This window comes from Actinomadura litoris (genome assembly GCF_009733595.1).
Classification (GTDB): domain Bacteria; phylum Actinomycetota; class Actinomycetes; order Streptosporangiales; family Streptosporangiaceae; genus Spirillospora; species Spirillospora litoris.
Genome location: NZ_WOFH01000024.1, coordinates 42,166 through 62,587 on the forward strand (window position 1 = coordinate 42,166; position 20,422 = coordinate 62,587).

The following is a 20,422-nucleotide window of genomic DNA, read 5'->3' on the forward strand; positions in this document are numbered from 1 at the left end:
CCTCGGGGACGCCCCCGGGCGATTCGTCCGAACATTCAGGTGGGTCGTGATGAGAGGGAGAGTACGGCCTTTGCTCAACTTCGCGAAACCGGTTGCGCACGTTCCGTTATGCCCGTCGCGTCGCGGTCCCCGGCGACTACGTAGCCGTGCCGTACCGCTGAGTGACGCGACGCTGGTGACGGGCCCCTCACTCACACCTCGTCATTCCTCGGTGGGCAAAGCGGCGCTTTTGGCCGCATCTGGCCCGTCGGCCAGCAGGACGGCGAACCCGTCGTCCCCCAGGATCGGCACGCCCAGCTTGACGGCTTTGTCGAACTTCGACCCCGGGTTCTCCCCCGCGACCACGAAGTCCGTTTTCTTCGACACCGATCCGGACACCTTGCCGCCGAGCCGCTGCACGGCCTCCTTCGCCGAGTCGCGGCTGTACCCCTCCAGCGAACCGGTGATCACGACGGTGACGTCCTTCAGCGGCCGCGGCCCGCCCGCGCCCTCGTCCTCCATCCGGACCCCGGCGGCCCGCCACTTCTCGACGATCTCGCGGTGCCAGTCGACCTCGAACCACGCCCTGATCGAGGCCGCGATCGTGGGGCCGATGTCCTCCACGGCCGCCAGCTCCTCCTCGGTCGCGTTCGCGATCGCGTCCATCGACCCGAGCTCGCGGGCGAGGTTGCGGGACGCGGCGGGCCCCACGTGCCGGATCGACAGCGCCACCAGCACCCGCCACAGCGGCTGCGTCTTGGCCTTCTCCAGCTCCTCGAACAGGATCGAGACCGTCTTCTTCGGCTCGCCCTCCTTGTTGGCGAAGAACGAGACGACCTTGGGCTCGCCGGTCTCCGGGTCGGTCTTGGGCGTGCCGGTCTTCTGGTCCATCACGAGGCTGCGGATCGGCAGGAGCTGCTCGACGCTGAGATGGAACAGGTCGCCCTCGTTCTTGACCGGCGGGTCGCTCGGCTCCAGCGGCTGGGTGAGCGCGACCGCCGCGACGTACCCGAGGGCCTCGATGTCGAGGGCGTTCCGGCTGGCCACGAAGAACAGCCGCTCGCGCAGCTGCCCGGGGCAGTACCGCGCGTTCGGGCACCGGATGTCGGCGTCGCCCTCCTTCTCGTACGCCAGCTCCGTGCCGCACTCGGGGCAGTGCGTCGGCATCTCGAACGCGCGCTCGGTGCCGTCGCGCAGCGCGGTGACCGGCGCGACGATCTCCGGGATGACGTCGCCCGCCTTGCGCAGCACGACGGTGTCGCCGATCAGCACGCCCTTGCGCGCGACCTCGCCCGCGTTGTGCAGGGTGGCCCGGTCGACCTTGGACTGGGCGACCACGATCGGCTCCATCACGCCGTAGGGGGTGACGCGCCCCGTCCGGCCGACGCCGACCTTGATGTCGAGGAGCTTGGTGTTGACCTCCTCCGGCGGGTACTTCCACGCGATCGCCCAGCGCGGCGCGCGGCTGGTCGACCCGAGCCGCCGCTGGAGCGCGAACTGGTCGACCTTCACGACCACGCCGTCGATCTCGTAGGCGGTGTCGTGCCGGTTCTCGCCGTAGCGCTCGATGTAGGCGCGGACGGCGTCGAGCCCGCCGACGACCTCGTACCGGTCGCTGACCGGCAGGCCCCAGCCGCGCATCAGCTCGTAGGCGCCGGACTGGCTCTCGGGCTGCTCGCCGCCCCGCCAGGCGCCGAACCCGTGCACGAGCATCCCGAGCGGGCGGCGCGCGGTGACGCGCGGGTCCTTCTGCCGCAGCGAGCCCGCCGCCGCGTTGCGGGGGTTGGCGAAGGGGTCCTTGCCGGCCTCGACCTGCGCGGCGTTGACCTGCTCGAACCCCTCGACCGGCAGGAAGACCTCGCCGCGCACCTCAAGGACGTCCGGCCAGCCCCCGCCCTCCAACCGGGTGGGGATGTCGGCGATCGTGCGGATGTTGTTCGTGACGTCCTCGCCGCGGCGCCCGTCGCCCCGGGTCACCCCGCGCACGAGCCGGCCCCGCTCGTAGGTCACCGCGATGGCCAGCCCGTCGATCTTCAGCTCGCACAGGTAGCCGGCGACCTCGCCGACCTCCTTGACCACCCGCTCGTCCCAGGACAGCAGCGCGTCGGCGTTCATCGCGTTGTCGAGGCTCTGCATCGGCTCCAGATGCGCGGCCTCCGCGAAGTCGGTCTCGATCGGCGCGCCGACCTTCTGCGTGGGGGAGTCCGGGGTGACCAGCTCCGGGTACCGCTCCTCCAACCCCCCCAGCTCGCGCATCATCCGGTCGTACTCGGCGTCGGTGAGCGTCGGCTGGTCGAGGACGTAGTAGCGGTAGTTGCCCTCGTCGATCCGCTCGCTCAACTCCAGATGACGCTGCCGTGCCTCGGCGGGCACCCCATCGCTCGTGGTCATGCGCCTATTGTGGCCGCCACCACCGACAATGCGACCCGCCGCGCCCCGGTCTAGTCGGCCTCGTGCAGCATCCGGGCGGCCTCGCGGCAGCGCCTGAGCGCCGCGCGGACGTGGCGCGGCGACGCCCCCGCCATCCCGCACGCGGGCGTGAGCACCACCTGGCGGGCCAGCCGCGCGGGCGGGAAGCCGAGCCGGTTCCACAGCGCCCGCACCGGCTCCGCCGTCGCCTTCAGCGGCGGCAGCGCGGCGTCGGTCGCGGGCACCGCGCCGAGGAACAGCCCGGTCCCCGCCTCGATCGCCTCGCCGACCGCGTCGTCGTCCCGCTTGGGCACGAGCGCGAGGTCGACCGCGACCGCCCTGGCGCCCGCGCCGCGCAGCAGCCCGAACGGGACGTTCCGCGCGCAGCAGTGGACGACCGGGTACGCGGCGTCGTCCGCGCAGGCGGTCTCGATCACGGTGCGCAGCGCGTCCTCGGCGACCGGCGCCTCGATCGCCCGCAGCCGGGAGAAGCCGCTGGCGGTCGGGACCGTCCCGGCGAGCGCGGCGGGCAGCCCCGGCTCGTCGATCTGCAGGAGGATCCGCGCGTCCGGCAGGCGGCGCCGGACGTCGGCCACGTGCGCGGCGGCGCCCTCGGCGAGCGACGCGGTCAGGTCGCGGACGGCGCCCGGGTCCTTCAGCGCGCGGTCGCCGTGCCGCAGCTCGATCGTGGCGGCCAGCGTCCACGGCCCGCACACCTGGATCTTGAACGGCCCGTCGTGCCCGGCCGCGACCTCCTCCAGCACGTCCAGGTCGCGGGCGAGGTGGTCGCGGGAGCGGAGCGTGTCGCGGCCCGGCCGGTCGGAGAACCGCCAGCCCGACGGCTCCAGGTGGACGGGCAGCTCGACGAGCAGTCCCGCCGTCCGCCCGGTGAGGTCGGCGCCGGGGCCGCGCGCGGGCAGCTCGGGCAGGTGCGGCAGCTCGGGCAGCTCGCCGAGCACGACCCGCAGAGCCTCGGCGGGGTCCTCGCCCGGGTAGGAGCCGATCCCGGTCGCCGTACCGATCTGCCAGGGATAGTCCGTCACAGGCCGAACCCTATCGGCGTGCGATCACACGGCGGCGCCGGCGGTCGCGGCGATCGTGGCGGAGGCCAGCACGCGGTCGCCCGCGTACAGGACGGCGGCCTGGCCGCTCGCCACGCCGCGCGCGGGGCGCTCCAGGCGGATGCGCAGGACGTCGCCGTCGAGCTCGGCGGTGCAGGCGTGCACCTCGCCGTGCGCGCGGAGCTGGACGTGGCAGGAGAAGGGGCCGGTCCCGCGAGGGACCGGGCCGCCGGGCGCCTCGGCCAGCCACACCGGGCGCTCGCCGGTGATCTCGTGCACATCGAGCGCCTCGCGCGGCCCGACGGTCACGGTGTTGTCCACCGGGGAGATGTCGAGGACGTAGCGGGGGCGCCCGTCCGGCGCCGGGGTGCCGAGCCGCAGGCCCTTGCGCTGCCCGACCGTGTAGGCGTAGGCGCCGTCGTGGTCGCCGACCCGGTTGCCCGCGGTGTCGAGGATCGGCCCGGGGGACGCGCCGAGCCGCCCGGCGAGGAAGCCCCGGGTGTCGCCGTCGGCGATGAAGCAGATGTCGTGGCTGTCGGGCTTGTCGGCCACCTGGAGGCCGCGCCGCTCGGCCTCCAGCCGGATGTCGGCCTTGGTCGTGTCGCCGAGCGGGAACAGCGCGTGCGCGAGCTGCTCGGGCGTGCAGACGGCCAGCACGTAGGACTGGTCCTTGCCCTGGTCGACGCCGCGCCGCAGGACGCCGCCCGCGAGCCGGGCGTAGTGGCCGGTGCAGACGGCGTCGAACCCGAGCGCGAGCGCGCGGTCCAGCAGCGCGGCGAACTTGATCTTCTCGTTGCAGCGCAGGCACGGGTTCGGGGTGCGGCCGGCCGCGTACTCGCTGACGAAGTCCTCGACGACGTCCCGGTGGAAGCGCTCGGCGAGGTCCCACACGTAGAACGGGATGCCGATCACGTCGGCGGCGCGGCGCGCGTCGCGGGAGTCCTCCAGCGTGCAGCAGCCGCGCGCGCCCGTCCGGTAGGACTGCGGATTGCTGGACAGCGCCATGTGGACGCCCGTGACGTCGTGCCCCGCCTCGGCGGCGCGTGCGGCGGCCACGGCGGAGTCGACGCCGCCCGACATGGCGGCGAGTACGCGCAAAGTCATAGTGCTTCGAGCCTACGCGCCGCCGACCCGCCATTGCGACGCGGTATCGCGCGACGTCCGCGTCGAGGATCGAGGCCGCTGCCCGCGGCGGGCGCGCGCGTGCGGCGGCTCGCGTAAGGTGACGGAGCGGGCTCCGGAGAGGGAGCCCGCTGACGCCACGACAAGGAAGAGACGACAGGTGGGAATCTTCCGCCGTCCGCGCGACACGCCCGCCGCCGTACCGCCCGCGATCGCCGAGTTCTGGGACTGGTGGGGCCAGGCGCGCCCGACGATCGAGGCGTCGCTGGCGGCCGGGCCCGAGCAGCCCGAGCCCGGTGTGCCCGGCGAGGGGCTCTCGGCCGACACGATCGAGGAGCTGTCGCGCCGCGTCCGCAAGATCCATTCCGAGTTGCAGTGGGAGATCGGCGGCTCGGACGACCGCGCGCCGTCGCTGACCGTGACCGGCGGGGGCGACCCCGAGCTGCGCGGCGTGGCCGAGCGCTGGTTCCGCGCCGCGCCGTCCGGCGCGGCGGCGGGCGGCTGGAGGTTCCACCCCGCGCGGCAGGCCGACCCCGAGATGCTCTCGCAGGACCTCGTCCTCGGCGACCACGAGTTCGACCTGGAGTACGTGCGGCTCGGCATGCGCGCCGACACCGACCGGGCCCGCGTCCACATCAGCGCCTACCACCCCGACTTCCTGTTCGTGTCGGAGGAGCAGCAGCTCCAGGTGGCGCTGCACGTCCTCGACTGGGCCCTCGGCGAGGACGACGTCGCCCGCTGGATCGGCGAGGTCTCGATCGCGATCGAGACCCCGATCGACTCGCTGCCGCCCTCGATGCTGCCCGCCGTCGTCGAGCAGGTGGCCGAGCCGTTCGGCGAGCCCGCCTGGCTGACCGGCGAGGGCCGGACGCCGCGCGGCCACCCCAAGCGGCTCGGCGCCCGGTTCCCGCTGCACCGGCAGGACTACCCGCTCTGCGACCTGCATGTGGCGATCACCGTCCCGTACGCCAACAGCAACCCCGACCGGCTCCCGGTGGAGCCGTCGGCGGGGGCGCTGCGCGCGTTCGAGAAGAAGCTGGCCAAGCTCGGCGACCGGGCGGTGCTGGCCGTGCGCGAGACCGGTGACGGCCTGCGCGTGTTCCACCTGTACGCCGACCCCGACTCCGGCGTGATCGGCGAGCTGGACCAGCTCGCCGCCGCCTGGACGGAGGGCAAGGCCAAGGTGGCCTCCACAAACGACCCCGGCTGGCGCGCCTTCGCCCCCTACCAGCCCTGACGCCCCCTACCAGCCCTAAGCGCGCCCTACCGGCTCCGAGCGCGCCCTAGCCGTGCCTGCGGACGGCCTCGACCTTGCGCCAGCGCGCCTCGCAGAAGCAGTAGAGGCCGAAGACCAGGACGCCCACGGCGACGGCGACCAGCCCCCAGACCCCGGCGGGGGTCTCGGCGAACTCGCGGAGCGTGCCGTCCAGGCCCTGGGCCTTGTCCGGCTCGAAGCTGAGCGCGGCGTAGCCGAGGAACACCCCGACCGCGCCGCCGACCAGGCCGCGCGCCAGGTTCCCGACCACCCCGACCGGCTGGACGACCCGCCGCGCCGCCGGGCCCATGCCGGTCAGCTCCTTCAGGAACGAGCGGCGGACGGCGCCCGCCACCACGACCGCGCCCCAGACGAGGAAGCCGATCCCGATCGCCAGGATCAGCCAGCGGCCGCCCGGCTCGGCCATCGCCCGCGCGGTGAACGTCTTGGACTGCTTGTCGCTGGACTGGCCCGAGTTCCCGGCCAGGAACGCGATCGTCGCCGCGAACCCGGCGAGGTAGATGACGGCGCGGGCGGCCGACGAGAGCCGCTTGGTCGGCTTGTCCCCGTCCGGGACCGGGCGCCCGTACAGCGCCTCGGCGGCCTGCCAGAGGGCGATCGCCACGAACCCGGCCGCCATCAGCCACAGGACGACGGGGCCGCCCGGCTTCTCCGCGACGGCCTGGAGCGCGCCCGTGCGGTCCGCCTCCTTGCCGCCGCCGTCGCCGAACGCGACCTGGAGCGCCAGCCAGCCGATCAGAAGGTAGAGGAGCCCTCGGGCCACGAGCCCGCCCCGGGTCATGTAGTGGAACCCCGGATGGCCCGCGGCCTTCCGTCCGACACGCTCTACTGTGGTCTCGCCCATCGCCGCCCTCCTCAGGAACGGCAGATCTGTCCCCGCCCACGGAAAGGTAAAACCAGCGTCTAGGTCAGACCGGCCCGGCGGGCGCGCTCGACGACGGGCCCGATGGCCTCGGCGAGGGCCTTGACGTCCGCCTCGGTGGAGGTGTGGCCGAGGGTGAAGCGGAGCGAGCCCCGCGCGCGCTCCGCGCCGGTGTCCATCGCCATGAGGACGTGGCTGGGCTGCGACACCCCGGCCGAGCACGCGGACCCGGTCGAGCACGCGATGCCCTGCGCGTCCAGGAGCATGAGCAGCGCGTCGCCCTCGCAGCCGGGGAAGGAGAAGTGGGCGTTGCCGGGGAGGCGGTCGCCCGGGTCGCCGTTCAGGACCGCGCCGGGGACGGCCGCGCGGACGGCCTCGACGAGCCGGTCGCGCAGTTCGGCGAGCCGCGCGGCCTCGGCGTCGCGGCGCCGGGCGGCGGTCTGGACGGCGGCGGCGAACCCGGCGATGGCCGGGGCGTCGAGCGTCCCGGACCGGACGTCGCGCTCCTGCCCGCCGCCGTGCAGCAGCGGCACCGGGTCGAGGAACAGCGGCTCGGCGGGCTTGGCCAGCAGCAGCGCGCCGACCCCGATCGGGCCGCCGATCTTGTGGCCGGTGATCGCCAGCGACTGGACGCCGCTCGCCGCGAACCCGACCGGCAGCGTCCCGGCCGCCTGGACGGCGTCGGTGTGGAACGGCACCCCGTGCTCGCGCGCGAGCGCCGCCAACTCGGCGACCGGCTGGACGGTGCCGACCTCGTTGTTCGCCCACATGACCGTGGCGAGCGCCACGTCCGCGCCGGTGCCGAGCGCCTCGCGCAGCGCCTCGGGGCGGACGCGCCCGAGCCCGTCCACGGGGATCCACTCGACCCGCGCGCCCTCGTGGTCGGCGAGCCAGCGCGCCGCGTCCAGCACGGCGTGGTGCTCGACGGCCCCGACCAGCACGCGGGTGCGGGCCGGGTCGGCGCCGCGGCGCGCCCAGAACACGCCCTTCACGGCGAGGTTGTCGGCCTCGGTGCCGCCCGAGGTGAACACGACCTCGCTCGGCCGCGCGTCGAACGCCTCGGCGATGATCTCGCGGGACTCCTCCACCACCCGGCGGGCACGGCGGCCGGCCGCGTGCAGCGAGGACGGGTTGCCGAGCTCGCACAGCTCCGCCGTCATCGCCTCGATGGCCTCCGGCAGCATCGGGGTCGTCGCCGCATGGTCGAGGTAGGTCACCACGACCCCAACAGTAGCCGCGCTCGGGGCCCGCTCCGGCCGCGGCTCGACAGCTGTACCGTCCAGCCGGTACAGTAGGGCGCCATGACGAGGGAAGCTCTGCTCGACGCCGCCGAATCCGTGCTCTTCGAGCACGGATCGCAGGCGTTGACGCTCGCCGCGGTCGCCGACCGCGCGGGCGTCAGCAAGGGCGGGCTGCTCTACCACTTCCCCACCAAGGACGCGCTCGTCGCGGCGATGGTCGCGCGGACCATCGAGGAGTTCGACGCCCTGATCGACTCCTACGACGACGGCTCCCCCGGCTCCTACACCCGCGCCCACGTCGAGGTCACGTTCGAGATCCTCGGCGGCGAGGCGCGCACCCACCGGCGGTGGTCGGCGATCAGCGCGGCCGCCGCCGACCCCGGGCAGGCCGAGCCGATGAACGAGGCCATGCGCCGCTGGCACGGCCGCGATCCCGGCGAGGACCCCGACCCGTGCGCCGCGCAGGTCGTCCGGCTGGCGGTCGAGGGGCTGTGGGAAGTGGTGAGCCACGTTCCCGACCTCTATGACGAGGCCCAGCTCGCGGAGCTGAGGACGCACCTGCTGGCCATGCTGGAGCAGCCCGCGCCCGACCGCGCCTGACCGTTTCGGCGCCGTCCGGCCCGTCCGTTTTTGGAGCGCTCCACGGCATCCGCCGGAGCCCGTCACGACCTCTCCATCCCCCGGGGCCCTGCTGCCCCCCACGAGCCCAGAAAGAGGTGAACAATGCTGTTCCGCGCCCGCACGGGAACGTTCCTCACGTTCGCGCTGGCCGGCCTGCTGACCGGGGTGTGGGTCGCCCGCATGCCCGCGCTGGCGGACAAGTTCGGGACGAACGAGGGCGAGATCGGCATCGTCGTCCTCGTCTGGGGCGTCGGCGCCATCATCGCCATGCAGGCGCTGCGCGCGGTGATGGCGCGCGCCGGGAGCCGCGCCACGCTGCGGCTGGCGCTGCCGCTGACCGCGCTGTCCTACGCCGGTGTCGCGCTGGCCCCGACCTACACGGTGCTGCTCGGCGCGGTCGCGCTGTTCGGCATGACGTTCGGGATCACCGACATCGCGATGAACGCGCAGGGCAGCGTCGTCGAGCGGGCCTACCGGCGGTCGATCATGAGCGGGATGCACGCGGGCTGGTCCGTCGGCGCGATGTGCGGCGGGCTGTTCGGCGTCGCCACCGCCGCCGCCGGGCTCGGCTTCACCGCGACCGTCCTCGCCGCCGCCGCGCTGTCGCTGCCCGCCGGCCTCGCGCTCGGCCGCACCTACCTGCCCGACCCCGTGTCCCCCGCCGCGTCCGGGACGGGCCGCGCCCGGCGCCGGATGCCCGCCGCCGTCTACCTGATCGGGATCCTCGGGTTCATCGCGTTCATGACCGAGGGCTCGATCGCCGACTGGAGCGGCCTGCTGCTGCACGACGAACTCGGCGCGACGCAGGCCGTGGCCGCGTTCGGCTACCCGATGTTCGAGCTGGCGATGCTGCTCGGGCGCCTGGTCGGCGACCGCGTCCGGATGCGGCTCGGCACCCGGCGGCTGCTGGTCGGCGCCGGCCTCGGCACCGCGCTCGGCATGACCGTGGTCGTGCTCGCGCCCGCGCCGCAGGTCGCCATCGCCGGGTTCTTCTTCACCGGCCTGGTGGTCTGCACGGTCGTCCCGACCACGATCTCGCTGGCGGGCACCGCCGACCCCGAGCGTCCGGGCGCGGCGGTCGCGCAGGTCGGCGCGATGGGCTACGGCGGGCTGCTGCTCGGCCCGGTCGTCGTCGGGTTCCTGTCGGACGCGACGTCGCTGCGGGTCGGCGTCGGCGTGGTGGTCGTCCTCGCGCTGCTCATCTCCGCGGGGGCCCGGTTCGTCCCGCTGCGGATGAACGTGGACGTCGCCTCGCACTCCTCCGAGGCGGCGGTGGCGGGCGCCGAGACCGAGCCCCTGGCCGCCTGAACGAGGCCCTGGAACGCGGACGCCCCGTCCGGAGCAGGATCCGGACGGGGCGCCGCGACACGCTCACTTGCGCTTCTGGATCTCCTCGGTGAGCTGCGGCGCGACCTGGAACAGGTCGCCCACGACGCCGAAGTCGACGAGGTCGAAGATCGGCGCCTCGGCGTCCTTGTTGATCGCGACGATCGTCTTCGAGGTCTGCATGCCGGCCCGGTGCTGGATCGCGCCGGAGATGCCGACCGCGACGTAGAGCTGCGGCGACACGGTCTTGCCGGTCTGGCCGACCTGGAAGGAGTGCGGGTACCAGCCCGCGTCGGTCGCGGCGCGCGAGGCGCCGACGGCGCCGCCGAGCGAGTCCGCGAGCCCCTCGATGATCGCGAAGTTCTCCGCGCCGCCGACGCCGCGCCCGCCGGAGACGACGATCGCGGCCTCGGTCAGGTCGGGGCGCTCGCCCTTCTCCTGGACGACCCGCTCGACGATCCGCGCGCCCTTGTCGGCGTCCGACAGCGTCACCGCGACCCGCTCCTCGACGGGGGTGGCGGGGGACGCCTCGGGCGCGACGGAGTTCGGCCGGACGGCGATGATCGGCGTGCCCGTCCGCACCCGGGCGTGCGCGATGATCGCGCCGCCGAAGATGGAGTGCTCGGCGACCAGGCCGTCGGCGACGTCCACGACGTCGGTGAGGACGCCCGAGCCCGTCTTGACGGCGAGCCGCCCGGCGATCTCCTTGCCCTCGGCGGTCGCCGACACCAGCACGGCGGCGGGCGACCCCTCGCCCACGAGCCGCGCCAGCAGCGCGGCCTTCGGGGCGACGACGTAGGAGGTCAGCTCCTCGTCGTCGGCGACGTACACCTTGCCGGCGCCGTACTCGCCGAGCTTGTCCTTCGCGCCCTCGTAGCCCGGGCCCACCCATACGGCGGCGGCCTCGCCCAGCCGGTTGGCCAGCGTCAGCAGTTCGAGGGCGACCTTCTTGACCTCACCGTCGACATGGTCGACGAGGACGAGGATCTCAGCCATCGGAATGTGTCCCTTCCCCGGTCAGACGAACTTCTTCGACGCGAGGAAGTCGGCGATCGCGGTGCCGCCGCTGCCCTCGTCGGTGACGATCTGACCCTTCTCGCGCGGCGGCGCCTCGGCGAAGTCCACCACCTCGGTGGCGGCGTTGGCCAGGCCGACCCGCCCCGCGTCGATACCGGCGTCGCCGGCGCCGAGCGTCTCCACCGGCTTCTTCTTGGCCGCCATGATCCCCTTGAACGAGGGGTAGCGCGGCTCGTTGATCTTCTCGACGACGCTGACCACGGCGGGCAGGGTCGCCTCGACCCGGTCGTGGCCGTAGTCGGTCTGCCGCTGGATCGTGATGGCGGTCCCGTCGATCTCGACCTTGTTGGCCAGCGAGAGCTGCGGGACGCCGAGCCGCTCGGCGAGCATCGCCGCGAGCACGCCGGTGCGCGCGTCGGTGGACTCCGAGCCGAGGATCACGAGGTCGAAGCCGGTGTGGCCGAGCGCCTGGCCGATCACGTAGGAGGTCTGGAGCGCGTCGGACCCGGCGAACGCGTCGTCCACCAGGTGGACGGCCTTGTCGGCGCCCATCGCGAGCGACCTGCGGATGGAGTCGGTGGCCTTGTCGGGACCCAGGGTGAGGACGGTGACCTCGCCGCCGTGGGCCTCCTTGACGCGCAGCGCCTCCTCGATGGCGTACTCGTCGAGCTCGTTGATGACACCGTCCGCGGCGGCGCGGTCGAGCGTGCTGTCATCGGACTTCAGCTTGCGGGGGCTCTCGGTATCGGGAACCTGCTTCACCAGGACGACGATGTTCATGGCCGGTGACCGACCTCCCTGCACTCGGTTGGCCGCTGGGGTGAGCGGACAGAGGGGCGCCGCCCCTGGCGGGTCGACGCGGGAAACGCCTTTCTCGCTGCAACAGCCTGCCAAAGGCCCGAACGGGTTTCGGATCCGGGTCCCCGGTTCGGCCGTGCCCGCCAAATGTTACCCGTGAGTAGCCGGGCGGCAAAATCCCGGGGTGGGAGCGCCCGGCGGACCTCACGTCCCGTTGAGGGCGTTCTGGAGCCGGTCGAGCGTGGCCTCCAGCGAGCTCTGCAACCCGTACATCGGCGCGAAGCTCGGGGTCAGCGACATCGCGCCGACCACCGCGAACAGCGCCAGCGCGCCGAGCAGCACGCCCGCGGCCGCGATGCCGCCCGGCCGCCGCGCGGCGGCGAGCGCCATCCGTTCGAGCTGGCGGCGCGGGCCGGTGACGCCCGGAGCGCTCCACAGCACGGCGGCCCCGGCGCCCGCGCCGAACGCGCACGCCGCGAGCGGGTCGATCTCGCCGCCGACCGCCGCGGCCGCCACCAGCCCGAGCGGGACCGCGACCGTGAACGCCGCCGCGTAGGGGACGGTCAGCAGCGTCCGGCCGAGCGCCCACGCCCGGCCCCGCACGGTCGAGGCGGCGCCCGCCCGCAGCAGCGTGACGGCCGCGAGCGAGGCCAGCAGCCCGACGATCGGCATCATGACCGCGACGCCCACGCCGACCACCACGACCATCGCGGCCAGCAGCCGGGCCCAGCCCTGCGCGACGGCCAGCTCGTGCGCCCGCGCCGCGCTCCCCCGGGCACCGGACGCCGCCGGAGGCTCCGGGGCCGGGGTCGGGGCCGGGGCCGCGGGCGGGGACGGGGACGGGGGTGCCGTGTGCGCGGTGTGCGCCGTGTGCGCCGTCGCCGGGGGCCTCGCGGGGGACGGCGGGAGGTCCAGCCTCGCCACCGCCTCGGCCAGGTCGGCCGCCGACGGACGGGCGGAGGCGTCCGGGCGCGCCGCCGCCGCGACCAGCGGCCGCAGCCCCTCGGGCAGTGCCGCGATCAGCCCGGCGGGCAGCTCGGGGGCCGGGCCGACGGGCAGCTCGCCGGAGGAGGACACGGCGGTCTCGTCCGGGCGCCCGGTGGCGGCGAAGAGCAGGGTCACGGCCCAGGCGCGCACGTCGGCGGGGACGTCGCCCGGCGTTCCGGCGCGTCCGGTGAGGGCGAAGTCGACGACGACCGGGGCGTCGTCCACGACCAGCACCGTCCCGGGGCCGAGGTCGCCGTGAGTGAGGCCCGCCTGGTGGAGGGCGGCGAGCGCCTTGGCCAGGCCGAGCGCCATGCGGCCGAGCGCGGCGCCGCCCATCGGGCCGTGCGCGGCGACGTGCTCGGCGAGCGGCCTGCCCGGGACGAACCGCGAGACGACGTAGGGGCGCGTGCCGCCGGGCTCGCCGCCGAGGACGTCGACGACGTAGGGGCTGAGGACCGAGCGCATCCGCGCGATGTCGGGGACGGCGCCGGGGGGCAGCAGCCGGATCGCCACGTCGCGCCCGTCGGGGCCCGCCGCGCGGTGGGCGGTGCCCGCGCCGCCGCCCAGCCGGGACAGCAACCGGTACGGCCCGATGTGCTCCTGGTGGCTCGTCTCACCGCTCATATGGGTGGCCACCCTATCGATCGGCGGCGCCCCGCCGCGCCGGATCGGCCGCGCCCGCCCGCGCGGGCGCGGTCACATGCCGGGGACGCGGTCGATGAGGTCGTGGACGTCGGAGCGCACGCCCTCCAGGTCCGTGCTCATGCCGTTCAGCGGCGTGGTGTCGGGCGGCCGGCTCAGCGACAGCACGGCCAGCACGGCGGCGAAGACGCCGAGGACGAGCGCCCCGGCCAGGGCCGCCTCGGTGCGCGGCAGGACCGCGCCCCAGACCCGGGCGAGCTGCCGCCGCGGCGCTCCGCTGCCCGGCGCGAGGCACAGCAGGCCGATCACCGCCATCGCGGAGTAGGCGACGGCCCGCGAGGCCGACATGTCGGACTTGGTGAAGATCAGCGCGCCCAGCAGGATCAGCCCGGCGCCGACGCTGAGCCCCGCGAGCAGCACGGTGACCAGCACGGCGCCCGGCAGGTGCAGCGGGGTCCTGAACGCCGCCGCGACCGCGTCGCCCGAGCGGGGGCCCCGGCGGGTCCGCTTGTCCTCCATGCCCTTGGCGGCCTTGTCGGCCATCCGCAGCACGGCGACGCCCACGAGCGTGACGCCGACCGCGAGCAGCGGGGCGATGTTGGCGAACGCCAGCAGCGCCGCCAGGACGACGAGGCTGAGCAGCCGGTACAGGCCGTAGGGCTTGCGGGCCTCCTTGTCGCGCTCGTCGCGGGTGCGCTCGGCCTGCCGCCGCACCTCGTCGACGCGCGGATCCTCGTACGGGCTGCCGTGCCCCGCGGGCGGGCCGCCCGGCTCGGGCCCGCGATGCAGGGAGCCCGGCGGGGGCGGGCCGTAGGGCGGCGGGTAACCGGCCTGCGACCGGGTGTTGTAGGGGGCGTAGCCGCCCTGCGAGTAGCTCGGCGAGTCGTAGGGGCCGGGCGCGGGCGGCGGGACGGGCGGCGGCGCCGCGGGCGGGAGCTGCCCGACGAAGTCCTTGGGCTGCGCGTGCGCCGGCGCGGGCGCCGGGGTCGGCGGGGGCGTCGGCGTCCGCGCGGGGGCCGGAGCCGGGGCCGGCATCGGCGTCGGCGGCGGCGTGTCGGTGCGCGTGGCCGGTTCCTGCGAGGTGAGCGGCGCGGGCGCGGGCATGGAGAACTGCCGCGCGTGGTCGGGCTCCCCGAGCGGCGGGTCGGGCCGGTCCAGCGGCTGGGACGCGCTGTCGGGACGGGTGTGGTGCTGGTCGATCCGCGTCTGGTCGGTGAGCGTCGCCTCGAAGTGGATGCGCCGGGTGAGCTGGACGAGGTTGACCGCCGTCGGGCGCTCGGCCGGGTGGCGGGCCATCGCCGAGCGCAGCACCGGCAGCATCGCGGCCGGGACGCCGTCCAGGTCGGGCGTGCCCTGCATGATCTTGTAGAAGATCGACTCGAAGGTGCCCGAGCCGAACGGGGGCCGCCCGGTCGCGGCGTAGGCGACGGTCCCGGCCCAGGCGTGCACGTCGGACGGCGGGCCCGCGTCCTCGCCCTCGATGATCTCCGGGGAGAGGTAGCCGGGGGTGCCGATCACCATGCCGGTCGCGGTCAGCCGGGTCGCGTCCGCGCCCTGCGCGATGCCGAAGTCGATCACGACGGGCTCGCCGTCGACCAGCATGACGTTGCCGGGCTTCATGTCGCGGTGGATGATCCCGGCGCCGTGGATAGCCGACAGCGCGGAGGCGAGCCCCACGCCGAGCCGCTGGAGCGCCTGCCCGTGGATCGGGCCGGACTCCTCGACGATCTCCTCCAGCGTGCGCCCCGGGACGTACTGGGTCACGATGTAGGGCTGGTCGGCGGTGACGTCGGCGTCGAGGATCTCGGCGACGTGCCTGCTGTGCACGCGCCGCATCGAGTCGACCTCGCGCGCGAGCCGGCGGCGCGCCGTGGCGTCCCCGGCGACGGCCGGCCGCAGCACCTTGATGGCCACCTTGCGCCCCTCGGCGTCGGCGCCGAGGTAGACGACGCCCATGCCCCCCTCACCCAGGGTCTGGAGCACGCTGTAGCGGCCGATACGGTCCCCGGACGTGACAACCCCCTTCATCGTTTACGAAACCCTACCCTCCGCCAACCGGGCGAACAGGACCCCAGGAGCATGTCAGGCCGCCCGCCCTCGGCCACCCTGGCGCCCGCCTCCGCCTCCGGCCTGCCCCCCGCCGTGCGCACCCCTGTGCGCACCCCTGTGCGCACCCCTGTGCGCACCGCCTGCCGCGTCGCCGGGACGCGGCGCGAGCGCGCCCGCGAACCACCGCGCGGCGGGACGGCGGGACGGGTCGCGCCGCAGCGCGAGCCGCAGCAGGCCCGCGACGGGCTCGGGCACGCCGTCCAGGTCGACCTGGCCGCGCAGGATCCGGAAGCAGACGCCGTGCAGCGAACCGCGCCCGAACGGCGGCCGGCCGGTCGCGGCGTAGGCCACGGTGGACGCCCAGGAGAACACGTCGGACGCGGTGGTGGCGCGCTCGCCCTCGATCAGCTCGGGCGCGAGGTAGGCGGGCGTCCCGACCACCATGCCGCGCCGGGTGATCTGCTCCATGCCCGACTCGTGCGCGATGCCGAAGTCGATCAGCGTCGGCCGGTCGCCCAGGACGATCACGTTGCCGGGCGCGACGTCGCGGTGCAGGACGCCCGCGTCGTGCACGTCGGCGAGCGCGAGCGCGAGCCGCCGCGCGAACCGGGCGAGCCGGTCCCCCTCCAGCGGCCCGTAGTCGGAGACCAGGTCGCCGAGCGGGCAGCCGGGCACGTACTGCATGACCACGTAGGGCCGGTCGGCGGTGACCCGGCCGTCCAGCAGCCGGGCCACGTGGTCGCTGTGCACCCGCGCCTGCGCGGACATCTCGCGCGCCAGCCGCGCGATCGCCTCCGGCTCGGCGGCGAGGCCGGGGAGCAGCTCCTTGACCGCGACCTCGCGGCCGGTCGCGTCCATCGCCAGGTAGACGACGCAGGTGCTCCCCCGGCCGATCTCGTCCAGCAACCGATACCCGGCCAGCCGCCGATGCGTTCCCATGACCCTTTTGACGCCGGAAATCGGGCTCGCGTTCCCCGTGGCCGAGCCCCGTTTGACGTCACCCAGCGCGTTCCCGTTCCCCCGGAACGGTCACGAAAGGATCGCGAACGGCCCCGGATCAGCCCTCGCGGGCGGCCTTCCGGGCGCGGCGCTCCTCGCGGCGGGTCTCGAACTTGGTCGCGGACGCGTCGAGATGGGCCAGGAACTCGCCCAGCTCCTCGCGCGCCTTCTCCCCGCCGCCGTCCAGGCCGGTGAGCTCGAACACGCCCAGCTTGCGCAGGACCGGCGTCAGGACGTCGTCGTGGTGCAGCCGCAGGTCGTAGATGCCCGCGTTGGCGATCACGACGGACTTGCGCATGAACCCCTCGATGCCCGCGCCGGGCATCTCGAACGCCTTGACGACGTCGGTGATCGCCCGCATCGTCTCGTTCGGCGCCAGCTCCAGCGCGGCGCCGAGCAGGTTCCGGTAGAAGATCATGTGGAGGTTCTCGTCGGCCGCGACGCGCGCCATCATCTGCTCGCAGATCGGGTCGCCCGAGGCCCGGCCGGTGTTGCGGTGCGAGACGCGGGTCGCGAGCTCCTGGAACGCCACGTACGCGGCGCCGTGCAGGAACGAGTCGCCGTGCGTCGGCTCGTAGCCGGTCTCCATGTGGAGCATCCTGGCGCGCTCCAAGGCGATCGGGTCGACGGCGCGGGTGACGGTGAGGTAGTCGCGGATGACGATGCCGTGCCGGTTCTCCTCGGCCGTCCACCGGTTGACCCAGGTGCCCCAGGCGCCGTCGCGCCCGAAGACGGTGGCGATCGCGTTGTGGTAGCCGGGGAGGTTGTCCTCGGTGAGCAGGTTGACGATCAGCGACTCGCGCGCCTCCAGGCTCAGCTTGGACTGCTCCAGCGACCACGCCTCGCCGTCCAGCGGGCCGTCGAAGTCGCGTCCCTGGCCCCAGGGCACGTACTGGTGGGGGAACCATTCCTTGGCCATCGACATGTGCCGGTCGAGCTCCTTCTCGACCACCTGTTCCAGGTCGAGCAGCAGGCCGGTCTGGAACTTGTCTTCGGGGGTGACGGACATACCGTTCCTTCACTGGACGACGGGACTACCGGGCGCGCCGCCGTGCCCGCGGCGCGCTGATCAGCTCGCCGAGCAGGCCCGACACGCAACCTACTCAAGCGTAGGTTCGATCGTCGCCAGCGGGGCGGGACCCCGTCAAGGCGGCGGCCTCACAAGCGGGACCGTGCTTGTTTTGTAGATCGGGGCGAAGACCGCGGCGCCCGGCCGTCACCCTCCGCCCGCGACCTGCTGCCACACGCGTCCGGCCGCCGCCCTGAGGAGCGGTCTCGGGACGAGCCGCAGCGCGGGCAGCGCCGCCTTGTACTGGGCTCCCGGGACGGACAGCGCGCGTCCGGCCTCGACCGCGTCCAGCCCCGCCCTGGCCACGGCGTCGCGGCGCAGCCACAGCGGATGGGGCGGCGCGCCGTCGTCGGTGTGGGTGAAGCCGGGGCACAGCGCGGTCACGTGCACGCCCTCGGCCGCGACCTCCGCGTGCAGGCTCTCGGAGAAGGCGATCACGAACGCCTTCGTCGCGCCGTAGCTGGCGCCGCCCGGGGACGGCGCGAGCCCCGCCATGGACGCGACGTTGAGCACACCGCCCCGGCCCCGGCCGACCATGCCGGGCAGCGCCGCGTGGGTGAGCCGCACGAGCGCGGTCACGTTCAGCTCGATCCCGGCGAGGTGGTCCTCCAGCGGCAGGCCGGCGAACGCGCCGGGCGCGCCGCGTCCCGCGTTGTTCACCAGGAGCTCCACCGGGTCGGCGCGGAGCCGCCGCTCGACCTCCGCGCACCGCGCGCCGTCGGTGAGGTCGGCGGCGACCACCTCCACCGCGACCCGGTACCGCTCGACCAGCTCGCGCGCCAGCTCCTCCAGCGGTCCGGGGCGGCGCGCCACGAGCACGAGGTCGGCGCCCCGGGCCGCGAGGAGCCGGGCGAAGCTCGCGCCGATCCCGCCGGACGCGCCGGTCACCAGCGCGGATCGGTACGCCTGTCTCGTGGCCGCTCGCATGGCGGCCGATGCTAGCCGCGGCGCCCCGCCCGCCACGGCCGCTCGACCAAATCGTGAAGGAGGTTCGCGAGGCGCCTACGCGTCCGCGGGCTCCGAGGTGCGCCGCGGGTCCCCGCCCGCGTACTCGACCGGCGTGATCATCGTGGCCGGGTCCTCGCCAGCCGACCAGAGGCCGACCAGGAACGCGGCCGTCGCCTCCAGCAGCGCGGCGCGCTCCAGGCCCCCGCCGTCCAGCGGGACGCAGCCGAGGTCGGCCACGAGCGTGCGCGCGGCGGCCAGCGCGGCCGGGTCGTCGCCGCACAGCGGGACGCCGAGCGGGCGCCCCCCGAAGGACGGCGGCGCCATCCGCCACACGCTCTCGTGGGCCAGGTTGAACGCCTTGACCACGCGCGCCCCGCTCGCGTCGGCGATCCGGCGCGCCACCGAGGGGCCCTCGCCCGTCTTCAGCCGCTCGAACGGCGGCTCCATCGGGTTGACGCAGTCGATCAGCACCCGTCCCGTGAGCGGCCCGGCCTCGCGCAGCACGTCCTGGACGCCCTCGTACCAGACGGCGAGCAGCACCACCTCGCCGAACGCCGCCGCCTCCGCGATCCCGCCGCCGGCGGCCCCGGCGCCGATCCGCTCCGCCAGCGCGACCGCCTTCGCGGGCGTCCGCGCGCCGATCCGCACCTCGTGGCCCGCGCGCGCCCACCGCGTGGCGAGCGCGTCCGCCATGTTGCCCGCGCCGAGTACTCCGATACGCATGACGACCTCCCGTTCGATTACCGTCGGACGGGACGCTAGGCGGTCCGTTCCGCACCGCCCGGTGCGTATCGGGGAGGGCAGGATGTCGGCGATACCCATGCGAACCACAGATCTCCCGACGAGCGCGTTCGGCGCCGACTGCCAGACCCGGCTCGCCCTCGACGTGCTGTCGGGCACCTGGACGGGCGTCGTGCTCTGGACGCTGCGCGACGGCCCGCTGCGCCCCGGCGAGTTGCAGGCGCGGATCGGCGGCATCCGCCACAAGGTCCTCACCGGGACGCTGCGGCGCCTCGAACAGAACGGCCTGGTCACCCGACGCCGCTACGCCGAGGCGCCGCCGCGCGTCGAGTACGAGCTGACCGGCCCGGGGCGGGGGCTGCTGGAGGCGCTGTCGGCCCTCGGCCGCTGGACCGAACGGCACGCCGACGAGGTACTGGCCGCGCAGGAGCGCGGCCGGTAGCGGGAGGGCGCGGCGGTCAGCGGCCCGTGAAGGTCGCCTTGCCGGGCCCCTCCTCCATGAAGCTCTTCATGCCGTTCGCCTGGTCCTCGGTCGCGAACAGCGAGGCGAAGTGCTGCCGCTCGATCTCCAGGCCGGTGTCGAGGTCGACCTCCAGGCCCGCGTCGATGGCCCGCTTGGCGGCGGCGAGCGCGACCGCGGGGCCGCCCACGAACGTCGCCGCCCACTCCCGCGCCGCCGGGTAGACCTCGGCGTCGGGGACGACCCGGTCGACGAGCCCGATCGCGAGCGCCTCCTCGGCCGCGACGTGCCGTCCGGAGAACACCAGGTCCTTGGCCTTGGCCGGGCCGACCAGCCGGGCCAGCCGCTGCGTGCCGCCCGCGCCGGGGATCACGCCGAGCTGGATCTCGGGCTGCCCGACCTTCGCGCCCTCGCCCGCGACCCGGAAGTCGGCGGTCAGCGCCAGCTCCAGGCCGCCGCCGAGCGCGTACCCGGTGATCGCGGCGATGACGGGCTTCGGGATCGCGGCGAGCGCCTTCGCGAAGTCCTGGAGGAGGTGCGAGAGGCCCGCCGACATCTCCGGGAACGACATCGGCGCCATCTCCTTGATGTCCGCGCCCGCCGCGAACACCCGCTCCCCGCCGTACAGGACGACGGCCGCGACGGCGTCGTCCGCCGTGACCTGGCGGGCCGCGTCGATCAGTTCGCGCTGCACCGCCGAGTTGAGGGCGTTCATCTTCGGGCGGTCCAGCCTGATCGTCGCGATCCCGTCCTCGACCTCGACCCGTACGAACTCGCCCACGGCGACCCTCCTCGAACTCGGCGGCGAACGCACC

18 protein-coding genes are annotated in these 20,422 nt (G+C 74.7%); 4 read left to right on the forward strand and 14 right to left on the reverse strand.

Annotation, left to right across the window (positions count from 1 at the left end; all coding sequences use genetic code 11):
* Positions 1-201: 201 nt before the first annotated feature.
* From ligA to mnmA, 3 genes are read right to left on the reverse strand one after another with little or no spacing between them, the layout of a single operon-like run.
* Positions 202-2,370: an NAD-dependent DNA ligase LigA gene (gene ligA, locus GNZ18_RS40195; protein WP_156222771.1), complete on the reverse strand. Its 2,169-nt coding sequence runs from the start codon at positions 2,368-2,370 to the stop codon at positions 202-204.
* A gap of 50 nt (positions 2,371-2,420) precedes the next feature.
* The gene (locus tag GNZ18_RS40200) at positions 2,421-3,431 is read right to left on the reverse strand and encodes a methionine synthase (RefSeq protein ID WP_214620684.1); all 1,011 of its coding nucleotides are present in this window, start codon (positions 3,429-3,431) and stop codon (positions 2,421-2,423) included.
* Between the two features lie 24 nt (positions 3,432-3,455).
* A complete protein-coding gene (mnmA, locus tag GNZ18_RS40205; protein WP_156222773.1) occupies positions 3,456-4,553 on the reverse strand; it encodes a tRNA 2-thiouridine(34) synthase MnmA in 1,098 nt (365 codons plus the stop codon).
* 178 nt (positions 4,554-4,731) lie between these two features.
* Between mnmA and GNZ18_RS43945 the strand changes: the two genes are divergently transcribed.
* Positions 4,732-5,808: a DUF695 domain-containing protein gene (locus GNZ18_RS43945; RefSeq protein WP_308166471.1), complete on the forward strand. Its 1,077-nt coding sequence runs from the start codon at positions 4,732-4,734 to the stop codon at positions 5,806-5,808.
* Positions 5,809-5,854: 46 nt separating this feature from the next.
* On the opposite strand, the gene GNZ18_RS40215 is transcribed toward GNZ18_RS43945, so the two are convergent.
* Positions 5,855-6,691, reverse strand: coding sequence for a DUF1206 domain-containing protein (locus tag GNZ18_RS40215; RefSeq protein WP_156222777.1), 837 nt, complete (start codon positions 6,689-6,691; stop codon positions 5,855-5,857).
* A 59-nt stretch (positions 6,692-6,750) separates the two neighbouring features.
* Positions 6,751-7,926 (reverse strand): cysteine desulfurase family protein, encoded by a 1,176-nt coding sequence (locus GNZ18_RS40220; protein WP_214620806.1) that lies wholly within the window; start codon positions 7,924-7,926, stop codon positions 6,751-6,753.
* Between the two features lie 84 nt (positions 7,927-8,010).
* Here GNZ18_RS40220 and GNZ18_RS40225 point away from each other — a divergent pair, with 84 nt between their 5' ends.
* The gene (locus GNZ18_RS40225; RefSeq protein ID WP_156222779.1) at positions 8,011-8,550 is read left to right on the forward strand and encodes a TetR/AcrR family transcriptional regulator; all 540 of its coding nucleotides are present in this window, start codon (positions 8,011-8,013) and stop codon (positions 8,548-8,550) included.
* A 123-nt stretch (positions 8,551-8,673) separates the two neighbouring features.
* Positions 8,674-9,879: an MFS transporter gene (locus tag GNZ18_RS40230; RefSeq protein ID WP_156222781.1), complete on the forward strand. Its 1,206-nt coding sequence runs from the start codon at positions 8,674-8,676 to the stop codon at positions 9,877-9,879.
* Positions 9,880-9,942: 63 nt separating this feature from the next.
* Here GNZ18_RS40230 and GNZ18_RS40235 read toward each other — a convergent pair whose 3' ends face one another.
* The 8 genes from GNZ18_RS40235 to GNZ18_RS40270 all read right to left on the reverse strand — a co-directional run bounded on the left by GNZ18_RS40235 (position 9,943) and on the right by GNZ18_RS40270 (position 19,129).
* Entirely contained in the window at positions 9,943-10,893 is a 951-nt protein-coding gene (locus GNZ18_RS40235; RefSeq protein ID WP_156222783.1) for an electron transfer flavoprotein subunit alpha/FixB family protein, read from the reverse strand.
* Positions 10,894-10,914: 21 nt separating this feature from the next.
* The gene (locus GNZ18_RS40240) at positions 10,915-11,694 is read right to left on the reverse strand and encodes an electron transfer flavoprotein subunit beta/FixA family protein (protein WP_156222785.1); all 780 of its coding nucleotides are present in this window, start codon (positions 11,692-11,694) and stop codon (positions 10,915-10,917) included.
* A gap of 222 nt (positions 11,695-11,916) precedes the next feature.
* Positions 11,917-13,323, reverse strand: a complete 1,407-nt coding sequence (locus GNZ18_RS40245; RefSeq protein WP_156222787.1) for a serine/threonine-protein kinase — start codon at positions 13,321-13,323, stop codon at positions 11,917-11,919.
* A gap of 72 nt (positions 13,324-13,395) precedes the next feature.
* Positions 13,396-15,369 carry a serine/threonine-protein kinase gene (locus tag GNZ18_RS40250; RefSeq protein ID WP_156222789.1) on the reverse strand — a complete coding sequence of 658 codons (1,974 nt, stop codon included), beginning with the start codon at positions 15,367-15,369 and terminating at the stop codon, positions 13,396-13,398.
* 54 nt (positions 15,370-15,423) lie between these two features.
* On the reverse strand, positions 15,424-16,329 hold the full coding sequence (locus tag GNZ18_RS40255) for a serine/threonine-protein kinase (protein WP_156222791.1): 906 nt from the start codon (positions 16,327-16,329) through the stop codon (positions 15,424-15,426).
* 118 nt (positions 16,330-16,447) lie between these two features.
* Positions 16,448-17,398, reverse strand: coding sequence for an acyl-ACP desaturase (locus GNZ18_RS40260; protein ID WP_156222793.1), 951 nt, complete (start codon positions 17,396-17,398; stop codon positions 16,448-16,450).
* Positions 17,399-17,605: 207 nt separating this feature from the next.
* Positions 17,606-18,385, reverse strand: coding sequence for an SDR family NAD(P)-dependent oxidoreductase (locus GNZ18_RS40265; protein ID WP_156222795.1), 780 nt, complete (start codon positions 18,383-18,385; stop codon positions 17,606-17,608).
* A gap of 75 nt (positions 18,386-18,460) precedes the next feature.
* Positions 18,461-19,129, reverse strand: a complete 669-nt coding sequence (locus tag GNZ18_RS40270; RefSeq protein WP_156222797.1) for an NADPH-dependent F420 reductase — start codon at positions 19,127-19,129, stop codon at positions 18,461-18,463.
* Between the two features lie 97 nt (positions 19,130-19,226).
* Between GNZ18_RS40270 and GNZ18_RS40275 the strand changes: the two genes are divergently transcribed.
* Positions 19,227-19,589: a winged helix-turn-helix transcriptional regulator gene (locus GNZ18_RS40275; RefSeq protein WP_214620674.1), complete on the forward strand. Its 363-nt coding sequence runs from the start codon at positions 19,227-19,229 to the stop codon at positions 19,587-19,589.
* A 16-nt stretch (positions 19,590-19,605) separates the two neighbouring features.
* Here the strand turns inward: GNZ18_RS40275 and GNZ18_RS40280 are convergent, their stop codons facing one another.
* The gene (locus GNZ18_RS40280) at positions 19,606-20,388 is read right to left on the reverse strand and encodes an enoyl-CoA hydratase/isomerase family protein (RefSeq protein ID WP_214620673.1); all 783 of its coding nucleotides are present in this window, start codon (positions 20,386-20,388) and stop codon (positions 19,606-19,608) included.
* Between the last annotated feature and the right edge of the window lie 34 nt (positions 20,389-20,422).